Source organism: Paenibacillus sp. ACRSA, assembly GCF_022346845.1.
Classification (GTDB): Bacteria; Bacillota; Bacilli; order Paenibacillales; family Paenibacillaceae; genus Paenibacillus.
Genome location: NZ_JAKRNP010000004.1, coordinates 166,154 through 183,724 on the forward strand (window position 1 = coordinate 166,154; position 17,571 = coordinate 183,724).

Annotated in this window: 15 protein-coding genes; 10 read left to right on the forward strand and 5 right to left on the reverse strand. The window is 43.7% G+C overall.

What is annotated here, in order from left to right:
- Positions 1 to 87: 87 nt before the first annotated feature.
- Positions 88 to 2,388 carry a 5'-nucleotidase C-terminal domain-containing protein gene (locus tag MH215_RS14195; protein WP_239290993.1) on the reverse strand — a complete coding sequence of 767 codons (2,301 nt, stop codon included), beginning with the start codon at positions 2,386 to 2,388 and terminating at the stop codon, positions 88 to 90.
- 245 nt (positions 2,389 to 2,633) lie between these two features.
- On the opposite strand from MH215_RS14195, the gene MH215_RS14200 reads away from it, so the two are divergent.
- Positions 2,634 to 3,596 carry an endo-1,4-beta-xylanase gene (locus tag MH215_RS14200; RefSeq protein ID WP_239290994.1) on the forward strand — a complete coding sequence of 321 codons (963 nt, stop codon included), beginning with the start codon at positions 2,634 to 2,636 and terminating at the stop codon, positions 3,594 to 3,596.
- Between the two features lie 173 nt (positions 3,597 to 3,769).
- Here the strand turns inward: MH215_RS14200 and MH215_RS14205 are convergent, their stop codons facing one another.
- Positions 3,770 to 5,101, reverse strand: a complete 1,332-nt coding sequence (locus tag MH215_RS14205; protein WP_239290995.1) for a glycoside hydrolase family 30 protein — start codon at positions 5,099 to 5,101, stop codon at positions 3,770 to 3,772.
- A 124-nt stretch (positions 5,102 to 5,225) separates the two neighbouring features.
- Here MH215_RS14205 and MH215_RS14210 point away from each other — a divergent pair, with 124 nt between their 5' ends.
- Both MH215_RS14210 and MH215_RS14215 read left to right on the forward strand, forming a co-directional pair.
- Positions 5,226 to 6,140, forward strand: coding sequence for an AraC family transcriptional regulator (locus tag MH215_RS14210; protein WP_239290996.1), 915 nt, complete (start codon positions 5,226 to 5,228; stop codon positions 6,138 to 6,140).
- Between the two features lie 329 nt (positions 6,141 to 6,469).
- Positions 6,470 to 7,612, forward strand: a complete 1,143-nt coding sequence (locus MH215_RS14215; RefSeq protein WP_239290997.1) for a Fic family protein — start codon at positions 6,470 to 6,472, stop codon at positions 7,610 to 7,612.
- Between the two features lie 243 nt (positions 7,613 to 7,855).
- Here MH215_RS14215 and MH215_RS14220 read toward each other — a convergent pair whose 3' ends face one another.
- On the reverse strand, positions 7,856 to 9,376 hold the full coding sequence (locus MH215_RS14220) for a leucine-rich repeat domain-containing protein (protein ID WP_239290998.1): 1,521 nt from the start codon (positions 9,374 to 9,376) through the stop codon (positions 7,856 to 7,858).
- A 323-nt stretch (positions 9,377 to 9,699) separates the two neighbouring features.
- Between MH215_RS14220 and MH215_RS14225 the strand changes: the two genes are divergently transcribed.
- The 7 genes from MH215_RS14225 (at position 9,700) to MH215_RS14255 (ending at position 15,983) form a co-directional block, all read left to right on the forward strand.
- Positions 9,700 to 10,605 carry a diacylglycerol/lipid kinase family protein gene (locus tag MH215_RS14225; RefSeq protein WP_239290999.1) on the forward strand — a complete coding sequence of 302 codons (906 nt, stop codon included), beginning with the start codon at positions 9,700 to 9,702 and terminating at the stop codon, positions 10,603 to 10,605.
- Positions 10,606 to 10,786: 181 nt separating this feature from the next.
- On the forward strand, positions 10,787 to 11,704 hold the full coding sequence (locus tag MH215_RS14230) for an aldo/keto reductase (RefSeq protein ID WP_239291001.1): 918 nt from the start codon (positions 10,787 to 10,789) through the stop codon (positions 11,702 to 11,704).
- A 304-nt stretch (positions 11,705 to 12,008) separates the two neighbouring features.
- Positions 12,009 to 13,391 carry a transcriptional regulator gene (locus MH215_RS14235; RefSeq protein ID WP_239291003.1) on the forward strand — a complete coding sequence of 461 codons (1,383 nt, stop codon included), beginning with the start codon at positions 12,009 to 12,011 and terminating at the stop codon, positions 13,389 to 13,391.
- 237 nt (positions 13,392 to 13,628) lie between these two features.
- A complete protein-coding gene (locus MH215_RS14240) occupies positions 13,629 to 13,805 on the forward strand; it encodes an aspartyl-phosphate phosphatase Spo0E family protein (RefSeq protein WP_239291004.1) in 177 nt (58 codons plus the stop codon).
- Positions 13,806 to 14,035: 230 nt separating this feature from the next.
- Positions 14,036 to 14,416, forward strand: coding sequence for a GntR family transcriptional regulator (locus MH215_RS14245; RefSeq protein ID WP_239291005.1), 381 nt, complete (start codon positions 14,036 to 14,038; stop codon positions 14,414 to 14,416).
- A complete protein-coding gene (locus MH215_RS14250) occupies positions 14,413 to 15,288 on the forward strand; it encodes an ATP-binding cassette domain-containing protein (RefSeq protein WP_239291006.1) in 876 nt (291 codons plus the stop codon). The genes MH215_RS14245 and MH215_RS14250 overlap by 4 nt, the downstream gene beginning before the upstream one ends.
- Positions 15,285 to 15,983, forward strand: coding sequence for a hypothetical protein (locus tag MH215_RS14255; RefSeq protein ID WP_239291007.1), 699 nt, complete (start codon positions 15,285 to 15,287; stop codon positions 15,981 to 15,983). Before MH215_RS14250 ends, MH215_RS14255 begins: the two co-directional genes overlap by 4 nt.
- Before the next feature lie 162 nt (positions 15,984 to 16,145).
- Here MH215_RS14255 and MH215_RS14260 read toward each other — a convergent pair whose 3' ends face one another.
- Positions 16,146 to 16,661 carry a hypothetical protein gene (locus MH215_RS14260; RefSeq protein WP_239291008.1) on the reverse strand — a complete coding sequence of 172 codons (516 nt, stop codon included), beginning with the start codon at positions 16,659 to 16,661 and terminating at the stop codon, positions 16,146 to 16,148.
- A 114-nt stretch (positions 16,662 to 16,775) separates the two neighbouring features.
- Entirely contained in the window at positions 16,776 to 17,561 is a 786-nt protein-coding gene (locus tag MH215_RS14265) for an isocitrate lyase/PEP mutase family protein (RefSeq protein WP_239291009.1), read from the reverse strand.
- Positions 17,562 to 17,571 lie beyond the last annotated feature (10 nt).

Here is a 17,571-nt window from a genome sequence, read left to right on the forward strand (position 1 = left end):
ACCCCCTGCTCAGGCAGAGGATCTCCTATAATGTACAAAACTATATCTGTAGTGACACATTAGGCAAGTGTCACCACGAACTTACGATTACTTCAACATACTTACATACTTGCCGTATACATAAACGACACGTCCATCTAGTTTCACTTTCAACCAGCCATATTTCTCTGTGCTAATTACTTCAAGAATGGTTCCTTTAGGTACAGCCGTGACAATCTTGGCTTGGGATGAAGCGCCAGCGCGAACATTCAGGTAAGCTGCGGTTACTTTGGCTTGTTTAACCTCGTTGTCTTTTACCGTATCTGGCTTCGCTGATCCTGGTGTTGTAGCAGGTTTGCCTGGTTTAGCTGGTTCTGGTGTTGGTTTCGGTTTCGTTGGTGTGACAGGCTTCTCCGGTTCAGGTGCAGTTGTACCCTCATCGTTTTCAGCTGCCGCTTTGCGAGCTGCGTTCAACTTCTGATAGAACTCACCTTTGGTTGTTATGCCCGAGAATTGTGCTGAATCTACGTTTGCTTTGGCAGAGAGGGCATCAATCTCTTCTTGCGTCACAGCATCCAGAATGTTAATGGAGGCAATGTTGGTGTACTTGCCATCTTCTGTGTTAGGCACAGACATTACGCCCTCATTGATAAGCTCTACAATATCTGCACGCGCTGGTGCAGTGAGGTCAACGCCAGTGATGGTCCAGTTGTGCTGAATCTTCGGTTCATAAACACCGTTCATGACATCTTGCAGGTAGGCAATAGACAGGTTACGAATGGTACCTTGAATCTCGCCGAATGCCGAAGCATCCTTGGAGGACCAGAGTTGCTTGAACGTACGTCCTTCCAGTGCGCCGCCTTTCGCAATTAACGCTTCCATTCGATAGGCATTCATGCCGAGCTTGAGTGTATCCTGTTCTTTAACTGCTTCACCATTGCTGTACTCGAGGTTCGTAATTCGGCTACCGTATGGCTTGGTGAGATCAATCTCATAGGTTACGCCGCCGAAGAAATCATTCGTACTGTACTTGGAAGCACGGCGCTTCGGATCAAAGCTAATCGTTACATCTCCTGGGCGTGTCGAGTTAAAGTACCCTACAGACCACTCCATGTAATCCTTCAGGTCACGTCCCGTTACTTCATATACAGTGACTTCACCGAAGGTGTATTGATAGTTGAAGGCGATGTCTTTTTTCTTGATCGGGCCAATATCTAGCTTGGCTTTGTCGTTATCAATCTGGTGTGCAACCACATCGGCATCGCTGTAATGAATCATGACTTCGGTGAAGAAGTCGGATAAAGGGGTCTCCTGAATCTGCACAGCAGGAATGCCTTTGATCTCATCGGCAGGTACCAGGTCGGTTCCTTTTAATTCAGCAACTTCGATGTTAGCATCTGCACGAGCGAACTCGTGGAACGGGTGCAGTGTCTCTTCAAGTCCTGCATCAGATACCTCATAGGTACCATCTGCTGCTTTTACAGCGAGTGCCTGAGCCTCTTTGCTTTTCAAAACAACGTTGTCGCCGTCTTTCTCAAAGGTCAGGTCGATTCGTGAGATATGTGATCCATATTTGTTCGGTTCGGAGATCAGTACGCCGTTTACCGTTTGTGATTCAATTAAAGTATGCATGTGTCCGGCAAAAATAGCTGCCAGCTCGGGGTTCGCATTCGCGATATCGGTTACCCCGGTTCCCGGATTGCCATTCTCATTGTCGAGACCCATATGCATAAGTCCAACCATGACATCTACTTTGCCTTTAAGCTCAGCAATGGCTTTTTTGGTCTCTTCGACAGGGTCTTTAACAATAATGCCATCCAGGTGATCGGTGCCTTTCTCAAACTCGGTAATCATCGGTGTGTTCATTCCAATGACGCCCACTTTAATGCCATCCTTCTCAATAATCGTATAAGCAGGCATGTAGCGGTCGCCGTTTTCTTTGAAAATGTTACCTACGAGAGGTTGTCCGTTGAATTGGGAAGAAATCTTCTCCAACACATCCAGACCAAAGTTAAACTCATGGTTACCCATAACCCATGCGTCATATTTCATCTCGTTCATTGCGACCATCATGGGAGATTGTGGTTGATCATTGAATAGCTCAGCAGAGTTATCCTGAATCATATCCCCTGCATCTAACAGAATGGTATTGGGATTCTCTGCACGTACTTTTTTAACGATGGTATAGAGCTGTGTCATACTTCCTGTTGGGTTTGGGCCGTCGAGAGCGTAGTCCCATGGCATAAAACGCCCATGAATATCGGATGTGCCGAGCAACGTAATTTTGGTTTCTTTTGCTGATTCGGCTGCTTCAGCCGGGGCTGAAGTGAATGGAGCGAACAAAATGGAGGTACATAAGAGGAATGATAAAGACCATCCGGCGAAACCTTTCGTTGAAAATTTGCGCATGTTGTAATCTCCCTTGTTATCTAGTGTATGTAAAGATATGTGTCATTTTATACTAGATAAACATGAAGGGAATGTAAACCCGTATGTAACAATTATGTTCGATTAGGATAGGGTGAGCCTGATCACCGATAAGGGCAAACGATATACTTTTCAAAGCAAATAGTATAGTTTGTAGGTATTGTAAACCAAATTTATCCAGTAAGATGATTTTGTAAGCGCTTAACAAAATAACCAAGGAGGAATACATGTTTAAATCCAAGTGGTTCAAGACAGTGGGCACGCTCGCATTAGTAAGTGTGTTGGCTACGTCCGTAGCGGTCGGTAGTGTGAGTGCTGGTCTGGCAAAAGGAAGTAAGTTTCTTGGAAACATTATCGCAAGCAGCATTCCCTCCAATTTCAGCCCTTACTGGAATCAGGTGACACCGGAAAACTCCACCAAATGGGGTGCTGTAGAGGGAACCCGGAATTCAATGAACTGGTCTCAGGCAGATATGGCTTATAACTATGCGAATAATAATGGCTTCCCATTCAAATTCCATACGCTTGTCTGGGGAAGTCAGGAGCCTGGTTGGGTAAGTGGTCTCTCGGCTACCGATCAAAAAGCGGAAGTGCTCCAATGGATCAAGGCGGCCGGTCAACGTTATTCCAAAGCTGCTTTTGTGGACGTGGTCAATGAACCGTTACATGCGAAGCCTTCGTACCGCAACGCGATTGGCGGGGATGGAGCTACCGGGTGGGATTGGGTGATCTGGTCGTTCGAGCAGGCTAGACAAGCCTTCCCTAATTATAAGCTGCTCATCAACGAATATGGCATCATCAATGATCCGAACAAAGCAGATCAATATATCCAGATTATCAATCTTCTGAAAAATAGAGGACTGATCGATGGCATCGGTATTCAAGGACATTATTTCAATATGGATACAGTATCGACTAGCACCATGACAACCGTTCTGAACAAGCTAGCGGCAACAGGGTTGCCGATCTATGTGTCTGAGCTGGATATGACCGGTGATGACAACACGCAATTGCAACGCTATCAGCAGAAATTTCCGATTCTCTGGAAGCATTCCGGTGTGAAGGGCATTACGCTGTGGGGATATAATCAAGGACAGACGTGGGTGAATGGATCTCACTTGGTGAATAGCAATGGTACGGAACGTCCGGCCTTGCAGTGGTTGAGAAATTACCTGGCGAACAATCCTTAAGGTGTCGTTTAGGATGGGTTTAAATCATATTTAGAGGCTAACAATGAAGAAGAAGGAGCCTTATCTTGATGTCACAAGATGAAGGCTCCCATTCATTTATCGGTATATCTTATCTGTTTATAATTTTCTTCAGCGCTCAGTATGTCAACGGTCATCGATTACTCGATTAATGGTTACCCAATCACAATGCTATTGAAGGAGTCAGCTTCCAGCTCACATGTTAGTGTCTGTTCTTCATAGGCAAGATGAAGCTCGCGCTTATCCTTGAAGGGATTGTTGATGACAATCACTAGAAGACCATCCTCATTGCGGAAAGCGACTGCTTTACCAGCCCAAGCTCCTGAAAGTCCTAGTCTCCGGGCACCTGGCGCCACTTGATGAGCAAAATGCTTCATTACATAGTACTCCGGATTGCGAGTGAGTTCCTTCAGCTCCGGATTAACCGTAATCATGGAGTTCTGCTCCCACCCCCAAGTGCTGCGGCCTTTTGGTTCAAGCACCATATTCCAGTAGATGTAGGCGTTCACCCCGTTACTGAAATAATGCTGGTATAGATTGAATACATATTTGGCATAGTTCCAGGAGTTGGTCCCGTCACCACATTCATTTTCGGTCTGCATATAACGAAGCTCGGGATAGCTTGCCACGGTACGTTGAATCGCATTTTTACCTGCCCATTGGTAGCCGACACCCTTAATATAGGCGTACGCTTTAGGGTCGCTGAGAACAAGCCCCGCATATTCATCAAAATCATTCGTTTTTTTCTTCATCAATTCTTCCCATGGATCGGGTGCGTTGATCGTTCCTAACCAAATTTCCGTATCCAAGCCGTGTTTGTTAAAAGCAGGGCCAAGATAATCGGCGATAAATTCACGGAGCTGTTCGCCTGTCCACATGCAGGAAGGGAATTTCTGATCAGCAATGACTTCGTTCTGAACATGAACCTGGTGAATCGTAATACCCGCCTCGTGGTAAGCCTGTACGAATTTCACAAAATACAGCGCATAGGCTTCCAGAATTTCCTTCTCCCAGCGTAGTGTGCCATAGTTATACGCTTTGGGTGTCTTCATCCAGGTTGGTGGACTCCAAGGGGAGGCGAAGAGTTGTAAGTTCGGATTATACGTGAGAGCTTCCTTAATGTACGGAATGAGATATTTGAAGTCGCGTTCAATTGAAAAATGCTCCATCGCCACGTCCCCATCGACCTCGTTGTGGCTATACCATTGCTCTGCATAATCACTTGCCCCAATCGGGAGTCGGCAGATGTTGAATTTATGTTCACCTTCAGGGTGAAAGAGGGAATGAAATACTCCACGCCGCTGCTCATCATTCAAGTGGGATAGGGCCATATAGCCCAGCTCATTGAAACATCCACCGAATCCTTCAACAAGCTGGTGCTCAGCACCACTCAGTGTTAAGTTAGCGCTTTCTTTTGATGGTATAAAAGAGATTTCTTTCCATGCAGTATCAGGTGTCGTAGAGTACCCTTGTATGGTTAGTGACATCTAATGTTCCTCCTCGCCTAAACCTCGGTTATGGTGTACAGTACAGTCAGTATAACAAGTCTTCTATGAAATGAAGATACACTGATCCGCGTAAAATTTGCCCTAATCCAAGGTGGTGAAATCCATGATTATCCCAGAACAATATCGTTCCTATTTATCTCGAGAGAGTCGCTGGCTACCCGCTACCGATTGGAATGTGAAGCTATTTGGTGCGCATATGCAGCAGGTGAAGCAAGGCTGGCGTGTACCGACAGAATCTCATCTGGCCTTTGAGTTGATTCTTATTCTGGAAGGGATACAGACGACGAGTATGGAGAATATTCACTACGAACTACATCAAGGGGATATTCTGCTTATTCCACCAGGCTGTAGGCATACGAATGAATGTAATCAGGAACAAGGTTTAACCTACTTTATCGCTCATTTTAATGTGGACGAGGTGTTGTTTCGGCAAGAGATGAGTCAGCATGTGCAATGGTTATTTCCGAATGGCAGTGAAGATAATCAGCGCATCAAGGATATTATGCTAAAGTGGGTAGGGCTACTTAACCGCAATGAAGAATATACGACACCCGATCTGTTTCGTATGCAGGCAGGTTTGCTGGAGATTCTGGCAGTTTTAGCAGAACATAGCTCTTCACGTGCCAAGGAGGCTGTCTCTCCGACAGTAGCTCACTATGCGAAGCTGATTGCTGAGGCGATTAAGAGCCAGTTTAATGTGGATCACATTCGAGATGGTGGATTAGGAGACAAGGCCATTCGAATCGAGGAAATTGCATCCTCACTTCAGATCAGTACAGGGTATGCATTGGAGACATTTCAGAAAGTGTATGGTATCTCTCCGCGTAAGTACTTGTCCGACCTGAAGCTTCATGAAGCCAAACAACTCATTCATCAGCCCGACCTAAGCCTGACTCGGATCGCCACGATGATGGGGTATTCTTCACTTGCTCATTTCAGCCGGCAATTCAGACGTTGGACAGGCATGAGTCCAAGCGAGTATAGACAGACGATTGGCGGTATTCATTTTTTTGAATAATCTATCCAAATGAGCTTTTTTATTTGCATCATATTTATAAAAAGAACAGCATTTGAACTTTTAATATTAAGTTATAGAGATTGAACTGTAATCTACGCTAACCACTTTGAAGGCAGAATAACCTTCAGTTACTCAAAAATCTTTCAGGCGAATATATCCTCTCCATGTTTTAATCGTCTAGTTCGGTCTATGCAGCAACTTGACAAAGAATAAATGGGTCAGTTTAATCTTGTAAAGATGTGTACATAATAAGTGTAATTGGGTATAATAAAAAGTAGGATGTTTTATTGATTTTACTGTGTTTTTAAGTGTAAAAGGCGGTGTAATAAATGACCTATATATTTGCATATGAGCATTTCAATACCTCGGAAGGAAAATTAATCTTTAACCCGAATATAAATCCCTACGATTATGATATTCAACAACTGATTTTAGAGGCAGAGAGAAATATAGGTGCTTTAGCAAGGCTTGGCCTGAAAAGTCATCCTCTAACGCCTACAATTTTACGTAACTCACTTGTACGAACAGCACATTTCACTACTAAAATTGAACAGAATAAATTGGAGTTCAGAGAAGTATTACAACTTTATCAGAGTTACAAAAAAAAATCCCTGACTGTTAAACAGAAAGCGCAAATTGAAGTTAAAAACGTCTTTGATACGTATGAGTATATTTATAGCTTAGATCCAAACAAAGATTTCTCGGATATGGATGAACCTGTATTGAAAAAAATCCAGTCTACTTTAATGGACGACCTGACTGGTTATCCAGAAGGCTATAGAAGTATCCCTGTGGCTCTGCAAGATGGTGATGGACATGTCAGTTATCAACCTCCAGCTTTTAATGAGATTCCGCCTCTAATGAGGGCATTCTTTTCCTGGCTTTACACGAGTGTAACTGGGTATGAAAATCCATATGAGACTACATGTGCTGATTTTAATAAGAAGATTCATCCCTTGATTATTTCTGGAATTACTCATCATGTAATAGGTTATATCCATCCATTCCCTGATGGTAACGGGAGAACTGCTCGTGCATTTTCTACTCTGGTTGGTTTAATACACAGTGATCTTGCTACAATAAAGGATGCATTTAGTGTAGAGGAATATTTCGATAAACGAATTGAAGATTACTACGACACGCTAATGGCTGCTACTCAAGGTAACCTAAAACCGTTCATTGTTTTTTATCTGGAGTGTGTCAATGCGTCACTTACCAAGGTTCTTAAAGAATTGCAGCGTTATGATAAAATAAAACACATTCGTGAATTGTTAGGTAAAGGACATGCAAAAACAATGTTTGAATTAATCAGTAGGATGGATGATGGAGAGGTGCTTCATAGAAAATTGTTTGACGATATTCTAGAAGCTTCTCCCTCAAGTATAGCCAAAAATATTAACAAACTTAAGGAGTTAGGTATTATTAAGCCTGGGACTGGACGCGGTGAATATATCGTTTGTATCGTGGAGTAGTTTCTGTTAAAGATCAAAAACGATAACTATAACCATAATAAAGAGCACTGTTTCTCTACATTTGTTGGGATCAGTGCTCTTATCTAATTTCATTGAATTCAATTGTGTTACTGATAAAATTTAAATATCTTTAACCGCATATAAAAAAAGAAGCGTTTTGATTTATATCTAGTCCTGATTGATGCTTTTAGAGGCATTATACAATTTATTATTATAGAAGATGGCTCTGAGCGTTTACTTTTTTTAAGGCTGGGACTGTTCTCTGACCAATGGTTGCTTATTCTCGAAGATCAGGATCGTTTTGCTGCTGGCAATGTAGCCGACAGTTGTATCCAGTTGCTCAGAGATAAATCGCACAGGGACGAAGGCTTTTCCGTTTCGCATTAACAGAGGTGCATCATTCATCATCAGTTGATCATTCACTCGCACCTGCTTGTTATCAGCGTTCCAATGAATGGTCTGATCATTCTGTGTAATGGTAACCTCATGCGCAGCGGCATTCCAGTCCACATGGGCATTTAACTGCTCTGAGATAAAGCGTAAAGGAACGTAAGTCCGACCTTCATCAATGAAAGGTGCTGCATCCAGGGCGTATGCCTGATCCCCCACATAAGCTGTCGTAGAACCTTCAACTAAGCGTTGAAAACTGCCTTGAGGGGTTCGTTTCTGCTCCCGTACATTCATCTGGTTCAACAAGCGCATCGTGTTACTGCCGCTGGTTACATCCAAATAGTTATTCTGTACCGTCAGCCCCCCAGATTCACTCTCGGTAACCGAGGTCTGCACATTCGTAGCAAAGGATACCGAAGCGTTGATATCCGTGATGGTGTTCGTCGTATCTGTCCGAGTAAAAGAGAGCCCCGCGATTGGGCTTAGATCCCACACCCGATTATTGGCTAGTTGAAGCGCCTTGAGCTGGGTCAATGACGCTAGCGGTTGTAGGTCATATATTTGATTCGATTCAGCGTTCAGCTCGGTTAGATGGTGCATGTCTGCAATGGCATGTAAATGCTGAATCTGGTTGCCGCTAATATCGAGCGTCCGTATTCCTGTCATATGTTCAATGGGCGTTAGGTCTAAAATTTCATTTCCCGCCACATTGAGTTTACGGAGGGTGTCAGGCAGATCAGCGAGATCGTCCAGATGCTGAATTCGATTGTTCGCTACGTTCAACTGCTGCAGCTTGGTGGAATGTGCAAGTGGAGAGATGTCTGCAATCTTATTGTTAGCCAGCTCAAGCCAAGTTAGATCAGACAGATCCGTCAGCGGTGTAATATCTGTAAGCTGGTTACCGCTAGCAAAGAATGTATGTAGCCGGGTGAATTCATCAATAACATCAATAGAAGAAATTGAATTATTGCTAATCAAGAGCCTTCCGAGATCCTTCAGATCTGCAAGTGCATCAATAGATGTAATGTAATTGTTCCGTACATCAATCTCTCGAAGCTGGGTCAGATGCGTTAGCGGTGTTAGCGTTTCAATCTCGTTACCGTATAGTCGCAGATGCGTCAGGTTAGACGCCTGTTCAAGCCCTGCTAGACTTTGAATGCCTGCATTGCTCAGATCTACGACGGTGAGTTGCTGCAGATCAGATACGGTTAGGGGAGCATCCAGCGGTTTATTCAAAATAAGTTTCAAGCCATCTTCCAGTGCAGGATCTTCAATGAGTCTGTCACCTGATTCGCCGGTTGAATACGCCAAAGCTTGCCCGGATGAGCCAATACTTAGGATAAATAGTAGTACTAGTAGAGTCACTCTTCTCATTACAACGGTTCCCTCCGATTCTATGAATTGATGATGCGCCATTCGTTTGCATAACTTCTATGTAGTTCAAGCCTTATCGTCATGATATAGAGAGATCAGGATGCACACATCCCTAGTTATTAACCCATCATATGATAAAAGGAACACCTTATTTAGGATAAGCCAATAACTCTAGTTCTATTTTATATTAATAAACCTTACACTGCACACTTCTGAGCATCTTTGCGCCAAAAAATTTAAATGCCTTCTTCTATTGTAATTCAATGCACGTTAAGAAGGGGTATAGATAGGTAAATACGCTATTTGGAGGAGAAGGTGCGAGTATGCGTCAAGCCATGATTATCAGTAATCCATCGTCCGGTAAAGAACAGGCTCAGCAGTATGTATCCCAAGTCAAAAGAATTTTGGCATCACAGCAGTATGAGGTTGTCATCAACGAAACGGCTCAAGAAGGAGATGCGACCAACTTCTGTCTAGATGCATGTAAAAACAGATGTGATCTCGTTATTTCAATTGGAGGGGATGGAACGCTGCATGAGACGATTAACGGCATGATGGAGCAGGATCACCGTCCTACGCTTGGCGTCGTACCCCTTGGTACGGTCAATGATTTTGCACGAGCACTTCATATCCCCCTTGATCCGGAAGAAGCTATTCGCGGGCTGAGTTCGAATCAAGTGCGTGCGGTGGATGTCGGGAATATGAATGGACGACTATTTGCCAATGTTGTAGCAGCAGGTTCACTAGCCGAAGCGTTGTCCTCTGTTTCCTCAGAAGAAAAATCAAAGCTGGGTTCATTTGCCTACCTGAAGGAAGGTCTGAGGGACTTGGTAAATACCCCTGCGAAACGGCTCACCATTGAACATGACGGTCAGATCTGGGAGGGCGACTCTCCCTTATTCCTCGCTGCACTAACCAATTCCGTTGGTGGATTCGAGAAGCTGTCTCCAGATGCGGTGGTCGATGATGGGGTTATTCATTGTTTTGTGATCCGGAACATGAGTATGTTTAACACACTGACTTTGGGCACATCCTTGCTGTTCGGTAGCTTGAAAGACCATAAAGATGTGGAGTATTTTACTGCAAAAGAAGTACGTGTGACATCTGATGAGCCAATTGGAACCAATGTAGATGGAGAGGAAGGGCCGTCGCTACCCATCCAGATTCAAGTTCTTCCTCAGTATATGAAGGTGATTGTCCCAGAAGAAGTAAAGGCCGATGAAGATTAGGGAATAACCGTGCTGTGCGTCATGGTTAGTCACAAACGGTCATTTTTCCATAGAAGAATTCTAAAAACCCATTGAAACCGATTGCAGATGTATGTCACAATCATAGACGGAAGACAAGTACCATCAACGATGATTGTAGCAATACAATTAAACAAATATCCGAATATGGAGGGGAATCATCTTGAGAACAATTAAACTTGGCAGTAGCTCGCTGGAGGTACCGGTTGTAGCGGTTGGCTGCATGCGTATTAATACATTAGAGGGTAAAGAAGCGGAGCATTTTGTTCGTTCTGCAATGGAGATTGGAGCGAATTTCTTCGATCACGCCGACATTTATGGAACAGGAAAATGTGAGGAGATCTTTGCAGAGGCTGTGCAGATGAGCCCTCAAGTTCGGGAAAACATCATCCTGCAATCCAAATGCGGGATTCGCAAGGGTATGTTTGATTTCTCGAAAGAGCACATTTTGAATTCAGTCGATGGCATTTTGCAGCGTCTGAAAACGGACTATTTGGATGTACTGTTGTTGCACCGTCCGGATGCACTTGTTGAGCCGGAAGAGGTGGCAGAAGCCTTTGACCTATTGGAGCGCGAAGGTAAAGTTCGTCACTTCGGGGTATCTAACCAGAATCCGAACCAGATTGAATTGCTTAGAAAATATGTTAAACAGCCACTGGTCGCTAATCAGCTCCAGATGAGCATTACGAATACAACGATGATTGACAGTGGAATCAATGTGAACATGGAGAACGAAGCTGCAATTAACCGTGATGGCAGTATCTTGGACTATTGCCGCCTGCATGATATCACGATTCAGCCATGGTCTCCTTTCCAATATGGATTCTTCGAAGGGGTCTTCTTGGGTAGCGATAAGTTCCCTGAACTGAATGCGAAGATCGATGAGATTGCAGCGAAGTATGATGTGAGTAACACAACGATTGCAATCGCTTGGTTACTGCGTCATCCAGCACAGATGCAACCCGTGACAGGTACGATGAATATTGAACGTCTGCAAGACTGTGTTAAAGCATCGGATGTACATCTTACTCGTCAGGAGTGGTACGACATCTATCGTGCTGCTGGAAATGTATTGCCATAAGTTTAGTAACATTGGAGTAGAGTTCTCTTAGAAACAGTCATGAAAACACGGGTGGATCTTCGCTCGTGTTTTTTATGCTGTTCCAGGTTATCAGGATGACGCTTTTATAGCATAAAATTGAAGGAATATTACGGTGATACAAAAGGATTAAATTGTAATTAATACAAATTAGTTCAAATTATTTTGTTGACCCCTACTTAATAAATACATATAATTATTTTGAAAATATCTTTTATATGGAATTCATTTCATCAACGTGATGAAGTGGATTCATTCGTTTTTTATTTTGGAGGGTGGTGTTCGTTTGGAGTCCACAACCACGATACGCGATCATTTGGAGAGTTATCTTAAGCGTGAGCAGAGGTCTATTAGCTTCTTTTCAGACACGTCAGGCATTAATTCAGGTACGCTGAGTAACATTCTTAATAAAAATCGCCCGATTGCTATGCAGCAATTGGATCGAATTACAGCGGCTATGGGATTAGAAGAAGGTCATTTCTATGAACTATACATAGATGAGTGTTTTGTGCATGCGACTCCTGACTGGCGGAGACTAGGGCCATTCCTCCATCGTTGTGCCGATTTGAGTAAGTTGAATTGTATTGAAGAAGTTATCCGCTTAATGATGGATAATCTATCTTATATTCCCTTGTTATTCGAAGTGGCAGAAGAATTCTACCGTGATGGCAAATACGAACCCGCGATCCTTTTATACGAAACGATTGCTGAGAGTGAGAAAATGCAGCACTCGGAGCGGTTAGCCTTATGCCAATACCGATTGTTCAAGCTCGGCCTGTCCAAGGATCAGCAACGGAATCTGATCATCGCAGCACAGTTTGAATACTATGTAGATCGCCTGGATGAACGATATCAGTTGGATGCCTTAAATGAGCTTATTAATGCGTTTGGTGCACTACATCGTTGGAATAAGGTACAAGAGCTATCTGAAAAGTTAAGAGTGAAAGCAACAATTCATTATGAATTGAATGGTAGGAAGAAGCCGGAAGAAACCAAACGACCCATCATATTTTATATCTTGTATTCATATCTAGCAGCAGGTAGTGCCTGTTATCAGCTCAAAGATTATGATCATGCACTTGAGTACGTGTCACTCTACGCGGTTAACGATTGGGTGAAAGAGTGTAACGAGGAAGAGGCGCTAGTCATCACTCAGTTCCAGGAATGGGCTGTGGGGAATCGTTATATCTACCGCTTGATGGCAGGGCAGTTTGAAGTGTTGCCTGATTATTTGAACTATATATCAACGAGAGAGAATGAGATATTTCCAGCATTATGCGATATCGTTACAGCGGCCAATCGATATAACGGAAATATCGATTTGGTGTTGGAACAGTACGAATCTTATTTCACATATCAGGAACAGAGCAACCGAATTGGGAAGGTCAGCAAACAAGTCACTGATGATCGATATGTACGTCTTTTAGCTGATTTGGCTGCATATTATCTGAAGAAAGATGAGTTTCATAAAGGTATTGAATTTGTCATAAATAGTCTGAAATTTTCACTTGAAATTTGTAGTGGTAGAGGTATGCTTAGAGGTGTCGGGCTGTTTGAGCAATACAGGGATTTTGCGACAGATACCGCTAAACAGCAGTACAAAATTATAATTAGTGAGGTGCAGAAACTCAATGAAGAGAACGTTGGCTTTGCTGATAGCCACATGTAGCATTTGGGTAAGTATCGTAATTCCTGCTCCTGAGCCTGTCTCTGGAAACGAAGCTCCAAGCCCTTCAATAGCGAGACCTGCTGATCATGGATTTGGTACTTAGAACATAACAAAATTAGAAGACGCCTCTGAAGCCTATTCAGGGGCTTTTTAGTTTGGAAAAATAAGTAATGTCATATGACTATAGTCCTACCGATTGACATAATCAGCTAAAATATGACAAAAGGAGGGGACACTATGGAACATACTGCGTTAATCGTCCAGATTGAATCGGCTAGGGAACTGCTGTACACCATTGAGATGAAATATGGGAATCTGCTGCACCCGGAAGTTATTCAGCAGTCCGTAGTGTTAGACGGTCTTATTAATCAATTCAATCAAGCCAAGCAGAAGGCATCCGTGAGATCATGCTAATGATTTAACTTAGCTAGCTTAGCAACGGTTAGGGCTTAGACTCTGGAGTTAATCTAAGTGAAGCAGTTTTAATTTTGAGAAAATAAAGATGAGTATGTATTTGACTATTTACTTTGCTGCCTTCGTGTACTATAGTTAGTTACATGAGTAACCAACCAACTAACTGAATGACAAACCAACTAACACAATAGACACAGATATTATCATTAAATAACGAAAGTTGGATCTGCATGAAATCGACTTTGGATGAATCACAGCCTATTTTTCATCAGATTGCGATGATGATTATGGACGATATTGTAGAAGGCCGACTAAGGGTGGAAGAGCAGGTTCCGTCCACGAATGAGCTTTCACGGTTCTACAATATCAATCCAGCCACAGCGCGTAAGGGACTTCAATCGCTAGTGGACAAAGGCATTATTTACAAACAGCGGGGAGTAGGCATGTTCGTAGCGAAGGGAGCGCGAGATACGTTGCTAATGGAACGAAAGGAACATTTTTACGAAGAGTATATTAGACCACTGCTTGAGGAAGCGCGAAGAATTCATATGAATGAAGATATGATTATTGACTTGATTAAGGGCAAGCAAGATAAGGAGGATGAGTCATGATCCAATTAGAGCAGGTTAGCTACAGCTATCAACAGACCGCCGTACTAAAGAATCTGAATTTACATGAAACGGAGCCTGTCATCAGCGGGTTATGGGGGAGAAATGGTGCTGGTAAAACGACACTAATGAGTTTGATTGCGGGTCATAATCGTCCTGCAAGCGGCACAATCCGTGTAATGGGACAGAATCCATACAACAACCTAAAGGTGCAAGATCAGCTATGTTATATCCAAGAATCGCATCCACTCGGCAAAAGTTGGACTGTTCGGGATCTGGTTCGATTCGGACAGTACTTTCACTCTAGTTGGGATCAGGATTTGGCGGAACGGCTTATTGAGATGTTTGAACTACCTACAAAAAAGAAAATTGCCACCTTTTCCAAAGGTATGAATTCTGCGGCACAGATGATATTGGGACTCGCTAGTAAAGCCGATGTTACCATATTGGATGAACCGACAAATGGATTGGATGCGGAGAAACGTAAGTATTTTTACCGCGCATTATTGGACAGCTATGAAGACCACCCGCGATTAATTCTCGTGTCCAGCCATCATATTGAAGAAATTCAGCCATTGTGTGAGTCACTTATTGTTCTTCATGATGGGGAGATCCTCATACACCAACAGATGGAGGAGATACGCGAACAGGGAATTCTGCTAACAGGGTCAGTTCAAGATGTTAATGAAGTGGTGCAACATGCTAAGGTGCTAGAATCTTCTGAACTTGGCTCAACGTTAAAAGTGATGATCGATGCCCCATACTCTGCCGAGTGGAAGGAACTTGCTCGTGATCAACGCCTTTCCATTGAGAAAGCTACGCTACAAGATTATCTCATAAACATTACACGGAAGTCGGAGGGGGTGAGGGGATGAATGCGATTCGCGGAACACATCGACTGATTCTGGATGATATGCGTTGGTTTCTTAAATTGTTTACCTTGATAACCTTGTTGCTGGTTCTAGCCTATGTCACAGTAGGGCTTATATTTGATGTGAGTTTCCCAGCAGCGGCCTTTGGCCCTATGTATGGGGGGATATGCGGATTTGCTGTTTCAGGGATGGTTGCTATATTTCCTGTTGCCATCGGGCTAGGCAGCACAAGAACTCAGTTTATGAAGTCGTTCTACCTGAACTCAGTGGGGATGGTTATTGGAGGCATTACCGTCCTGAACGTGATTTATGTTCTGATGCATTTACTCCATGCGAGCGGAATACTGGGTGTGACATTGTATCAGCCAGGTCAGTTGTATACGAGTGCGTACGAATGGTACTCCTATTATTGGATCGATCTCATGGTTGGATTACTAATACTGGGTCTTTCTGCATTCGTTACGGTTAGTTGGATACGTTTAGGCTTCCGAAACTTTTTCATCCTATTCTTCACCATTGCGCTTGGACTCACGTTATTCATTACGCTGTCTGATCTAAGTGGACTGATTCGCTGGATTACGGAAACGAACAGTGTCCTGCTATTCACTCTCTTAGGTGCAATCGGTGGTTGCCTGCTACTATCCACTTACCCTATGATGAAACATGCGCCCCTTGTACGAAAAGGTAGCAAAGACTAACGATAAGCCGGTGAAAGGCCTGAAGGGAAAGACGTTTCCCTCGTAACGAACCCAAAAGTGGGCAAATAGTGAGTTAAACACGTAGTAACGCATAGTGATAAGAAAAACACGAGGGAGCATATGCTCCCTCGTGTTTGTTTATGCACGTTTGTTTTATTTAATTTAAGCCTGAGCTTGCGGTTTGAATCCTTCCTCATGAAGATATTCACCAGCTTCACTGCGTGATTCAAAAGCCATCTCTAGATCATGACCGGTAAATACACACCACATGTCATTATCATATTTTAACGTGAGTGTTTGTCCTTCTTCATTGATCCAGACTCCGCCGCCAGACGAGAGTGTAAGTGGGACAAATTCTTGTGGAATGTGTGCTTTCTCAACCACTTCAACTGCTTCTGGATTATAAGACATCGCTTGGATTGTTGCATCCAGCAATGTGCGCAGATCCGCTTCGGAGTAATCACGAATATTGACGAACCCTTTAGCATCCGTCTCGTAATTTGGCAGCAGCCCTGCATAGATATAACCATTACCGTTCGGGTGAATATGAAGCGCTACAACCTTCTTCTCATAGGCGCTGTCCTCGTAGTGGAAATTCACACGCCCAAGAGAAACATTTTTGCGCTGAAGTTGAGGATACGATTCTAGAATTTCAAGCTTTTGTTCAACGTTAAGCATATGTGCCTCCTGTTACTTGTTAGGTAGAGGGATTATACCACAGGTGAAGGTTGTAAACATCTTCTGCTCATGAGGAGAATGCGGCATTACGAACAATCCTCTTCATTATGATCCTTATGCCCCCATGATAATACGTTGCCCGAGCGCTTTCAGGTGTTCCATAACTTGCAGATAAGGGTATGGCCCATAGCTGATTCTTGCTACACCTAGTGCAGCCAGTTGGCTGGGTGAAGGCTCGGGGGAAGTGACCATTACGTTGACGGGAAGCGGCGACTGATCACAAAGTTTTTTGATCCATTGTGACTGCTGTAATCCTGGAACGAATAGACCGCTAGCCCCTGCTTCCGCGTATGCCTGGGATCGTGTGATGGCTTCATTGAGTAACACTTCATTATGCTGCTCTGGAGCCTGTTGCAGAAATAAATCTGTGCGTGCATTGATAAAAAGAGGAATGCCTGCTTGCTCTGCAGCTGCTCGAGCGGCAGATAACCTCAAACACTGCTCTGTGACCGTGTACAGACCTTCGCCAGCGGGAAGCTGATCCTCGATATTGATGCCTACCGCACCATGATCAATGATTTGCGATACATTTTGCTTCACTTCTGACGCGAACCTGCCATACCCTCCCTCTATATCGATGGTTACAGGCAAATCTACGCTTTTTGTAATGCGTGCGAGGTTAGCAAGTACCAGCTGGAACGGCAGAGCTTCTCCATCCTGCTCACCGTGGGCTGCGGCAACAGACCAGCTTCCGGTAGCAATAGCTGCGGCTCCTGTAGATTGAATGGTCTGTGCACTTCCAGCATCCCACACATTCACCAGTACAAGTGGTTTCCCCTTCACATGGTATTGATGAAATTGCTCAGCTTTATCTCTCATCGTGCGTTTGTTGGCGTTCATCTTGACTCAC

Coding starts and splice junctions, on each gene's coding strand:
- MH215_RS14210 (WP_239290996.1), top strand. CDS start 5,226: ATGATTATCCCAGAACAATATCGTTCCTATTTATCTCGAGAGAGTCGC.
- MH215_RS14245 (WP_239291005.1), top strand. CDS start 14,036: ATGAAATCGACTTTGGATGAATCACAGCCTATTTTTCATCAGATTGCG.
- MH215_RS14220 (WP_239290998.1), bottom strand. CDS start 9,376: ATGAGAAGAGTGACTCTACTAGTACTACTATTTATCCTAAGTATTGGC.
- MH215_RS14250 (WP_239291006.1), top strand. CDS start 14,413: ATGATCCAATTAGAGCAGGTTAGCTACAGCTATCAACAGACCGCCGTA.
- MH215_RS14205 (WP_239290995.1), bottom strand. CDS start 5,101: ATGTCACTAACCATACAAGGGTACTCTACGACACCTGATACTGCATGG.
- MH215_RS14200 (WP_239290994.1), top strand. CDS start 2,634: ATGTTTAAATCCAAGTGGTTCAAGACAGTGGGCACGCTCGCATTAGTA.
- MH215_RS14225 (WP_239290999.1), top strand. CDS start 9,700: ATGCGTCAAGCCATGATTATCAGTAATCCATCGTCCGGTAAAGAACAG.
- MH215_RS14215 (WP_239290997.1), top strand. CDS start 6,470: ATGACCTATATATTTGCATATGAGCATTTCAATACCTCGGAAGGAAAA.
- MH215_RS14195 (WP_239290993.1), bottom strand. CDS start 2,388: ATGCGCAAATTTTCAACGAAAGGTTTCGCCGGATGGTCTTTATCATTC.
- MH215_RS14255 (WP_239291007.1), top strand. CDS start 15,285: ATGAATGCGATTCGCGGAACACATCGACTGATTCTGGATGATATGCGT.
- MH215_RS14240 (WP_239291004.1), top strand. CDS start 13,629: ATGGAACATACTGCGTTAATCGTCCAGATTGAATCGGCTAGGGAACTG.
- MH215_RS14265 (WP_239291009.1), bottom strand. CDS start 17,561: ATGAACGCCAACAAACGCACGATGAGAGATAAAGCTGAGCAATTTCAT.
- MH215_RS14260 (WP_239291008.1), bottom strand. CDS start 16,661: ATGCTTAACGTTGAACAAAAGCTTGAAATTCTAGAATCGTATCCTCAA.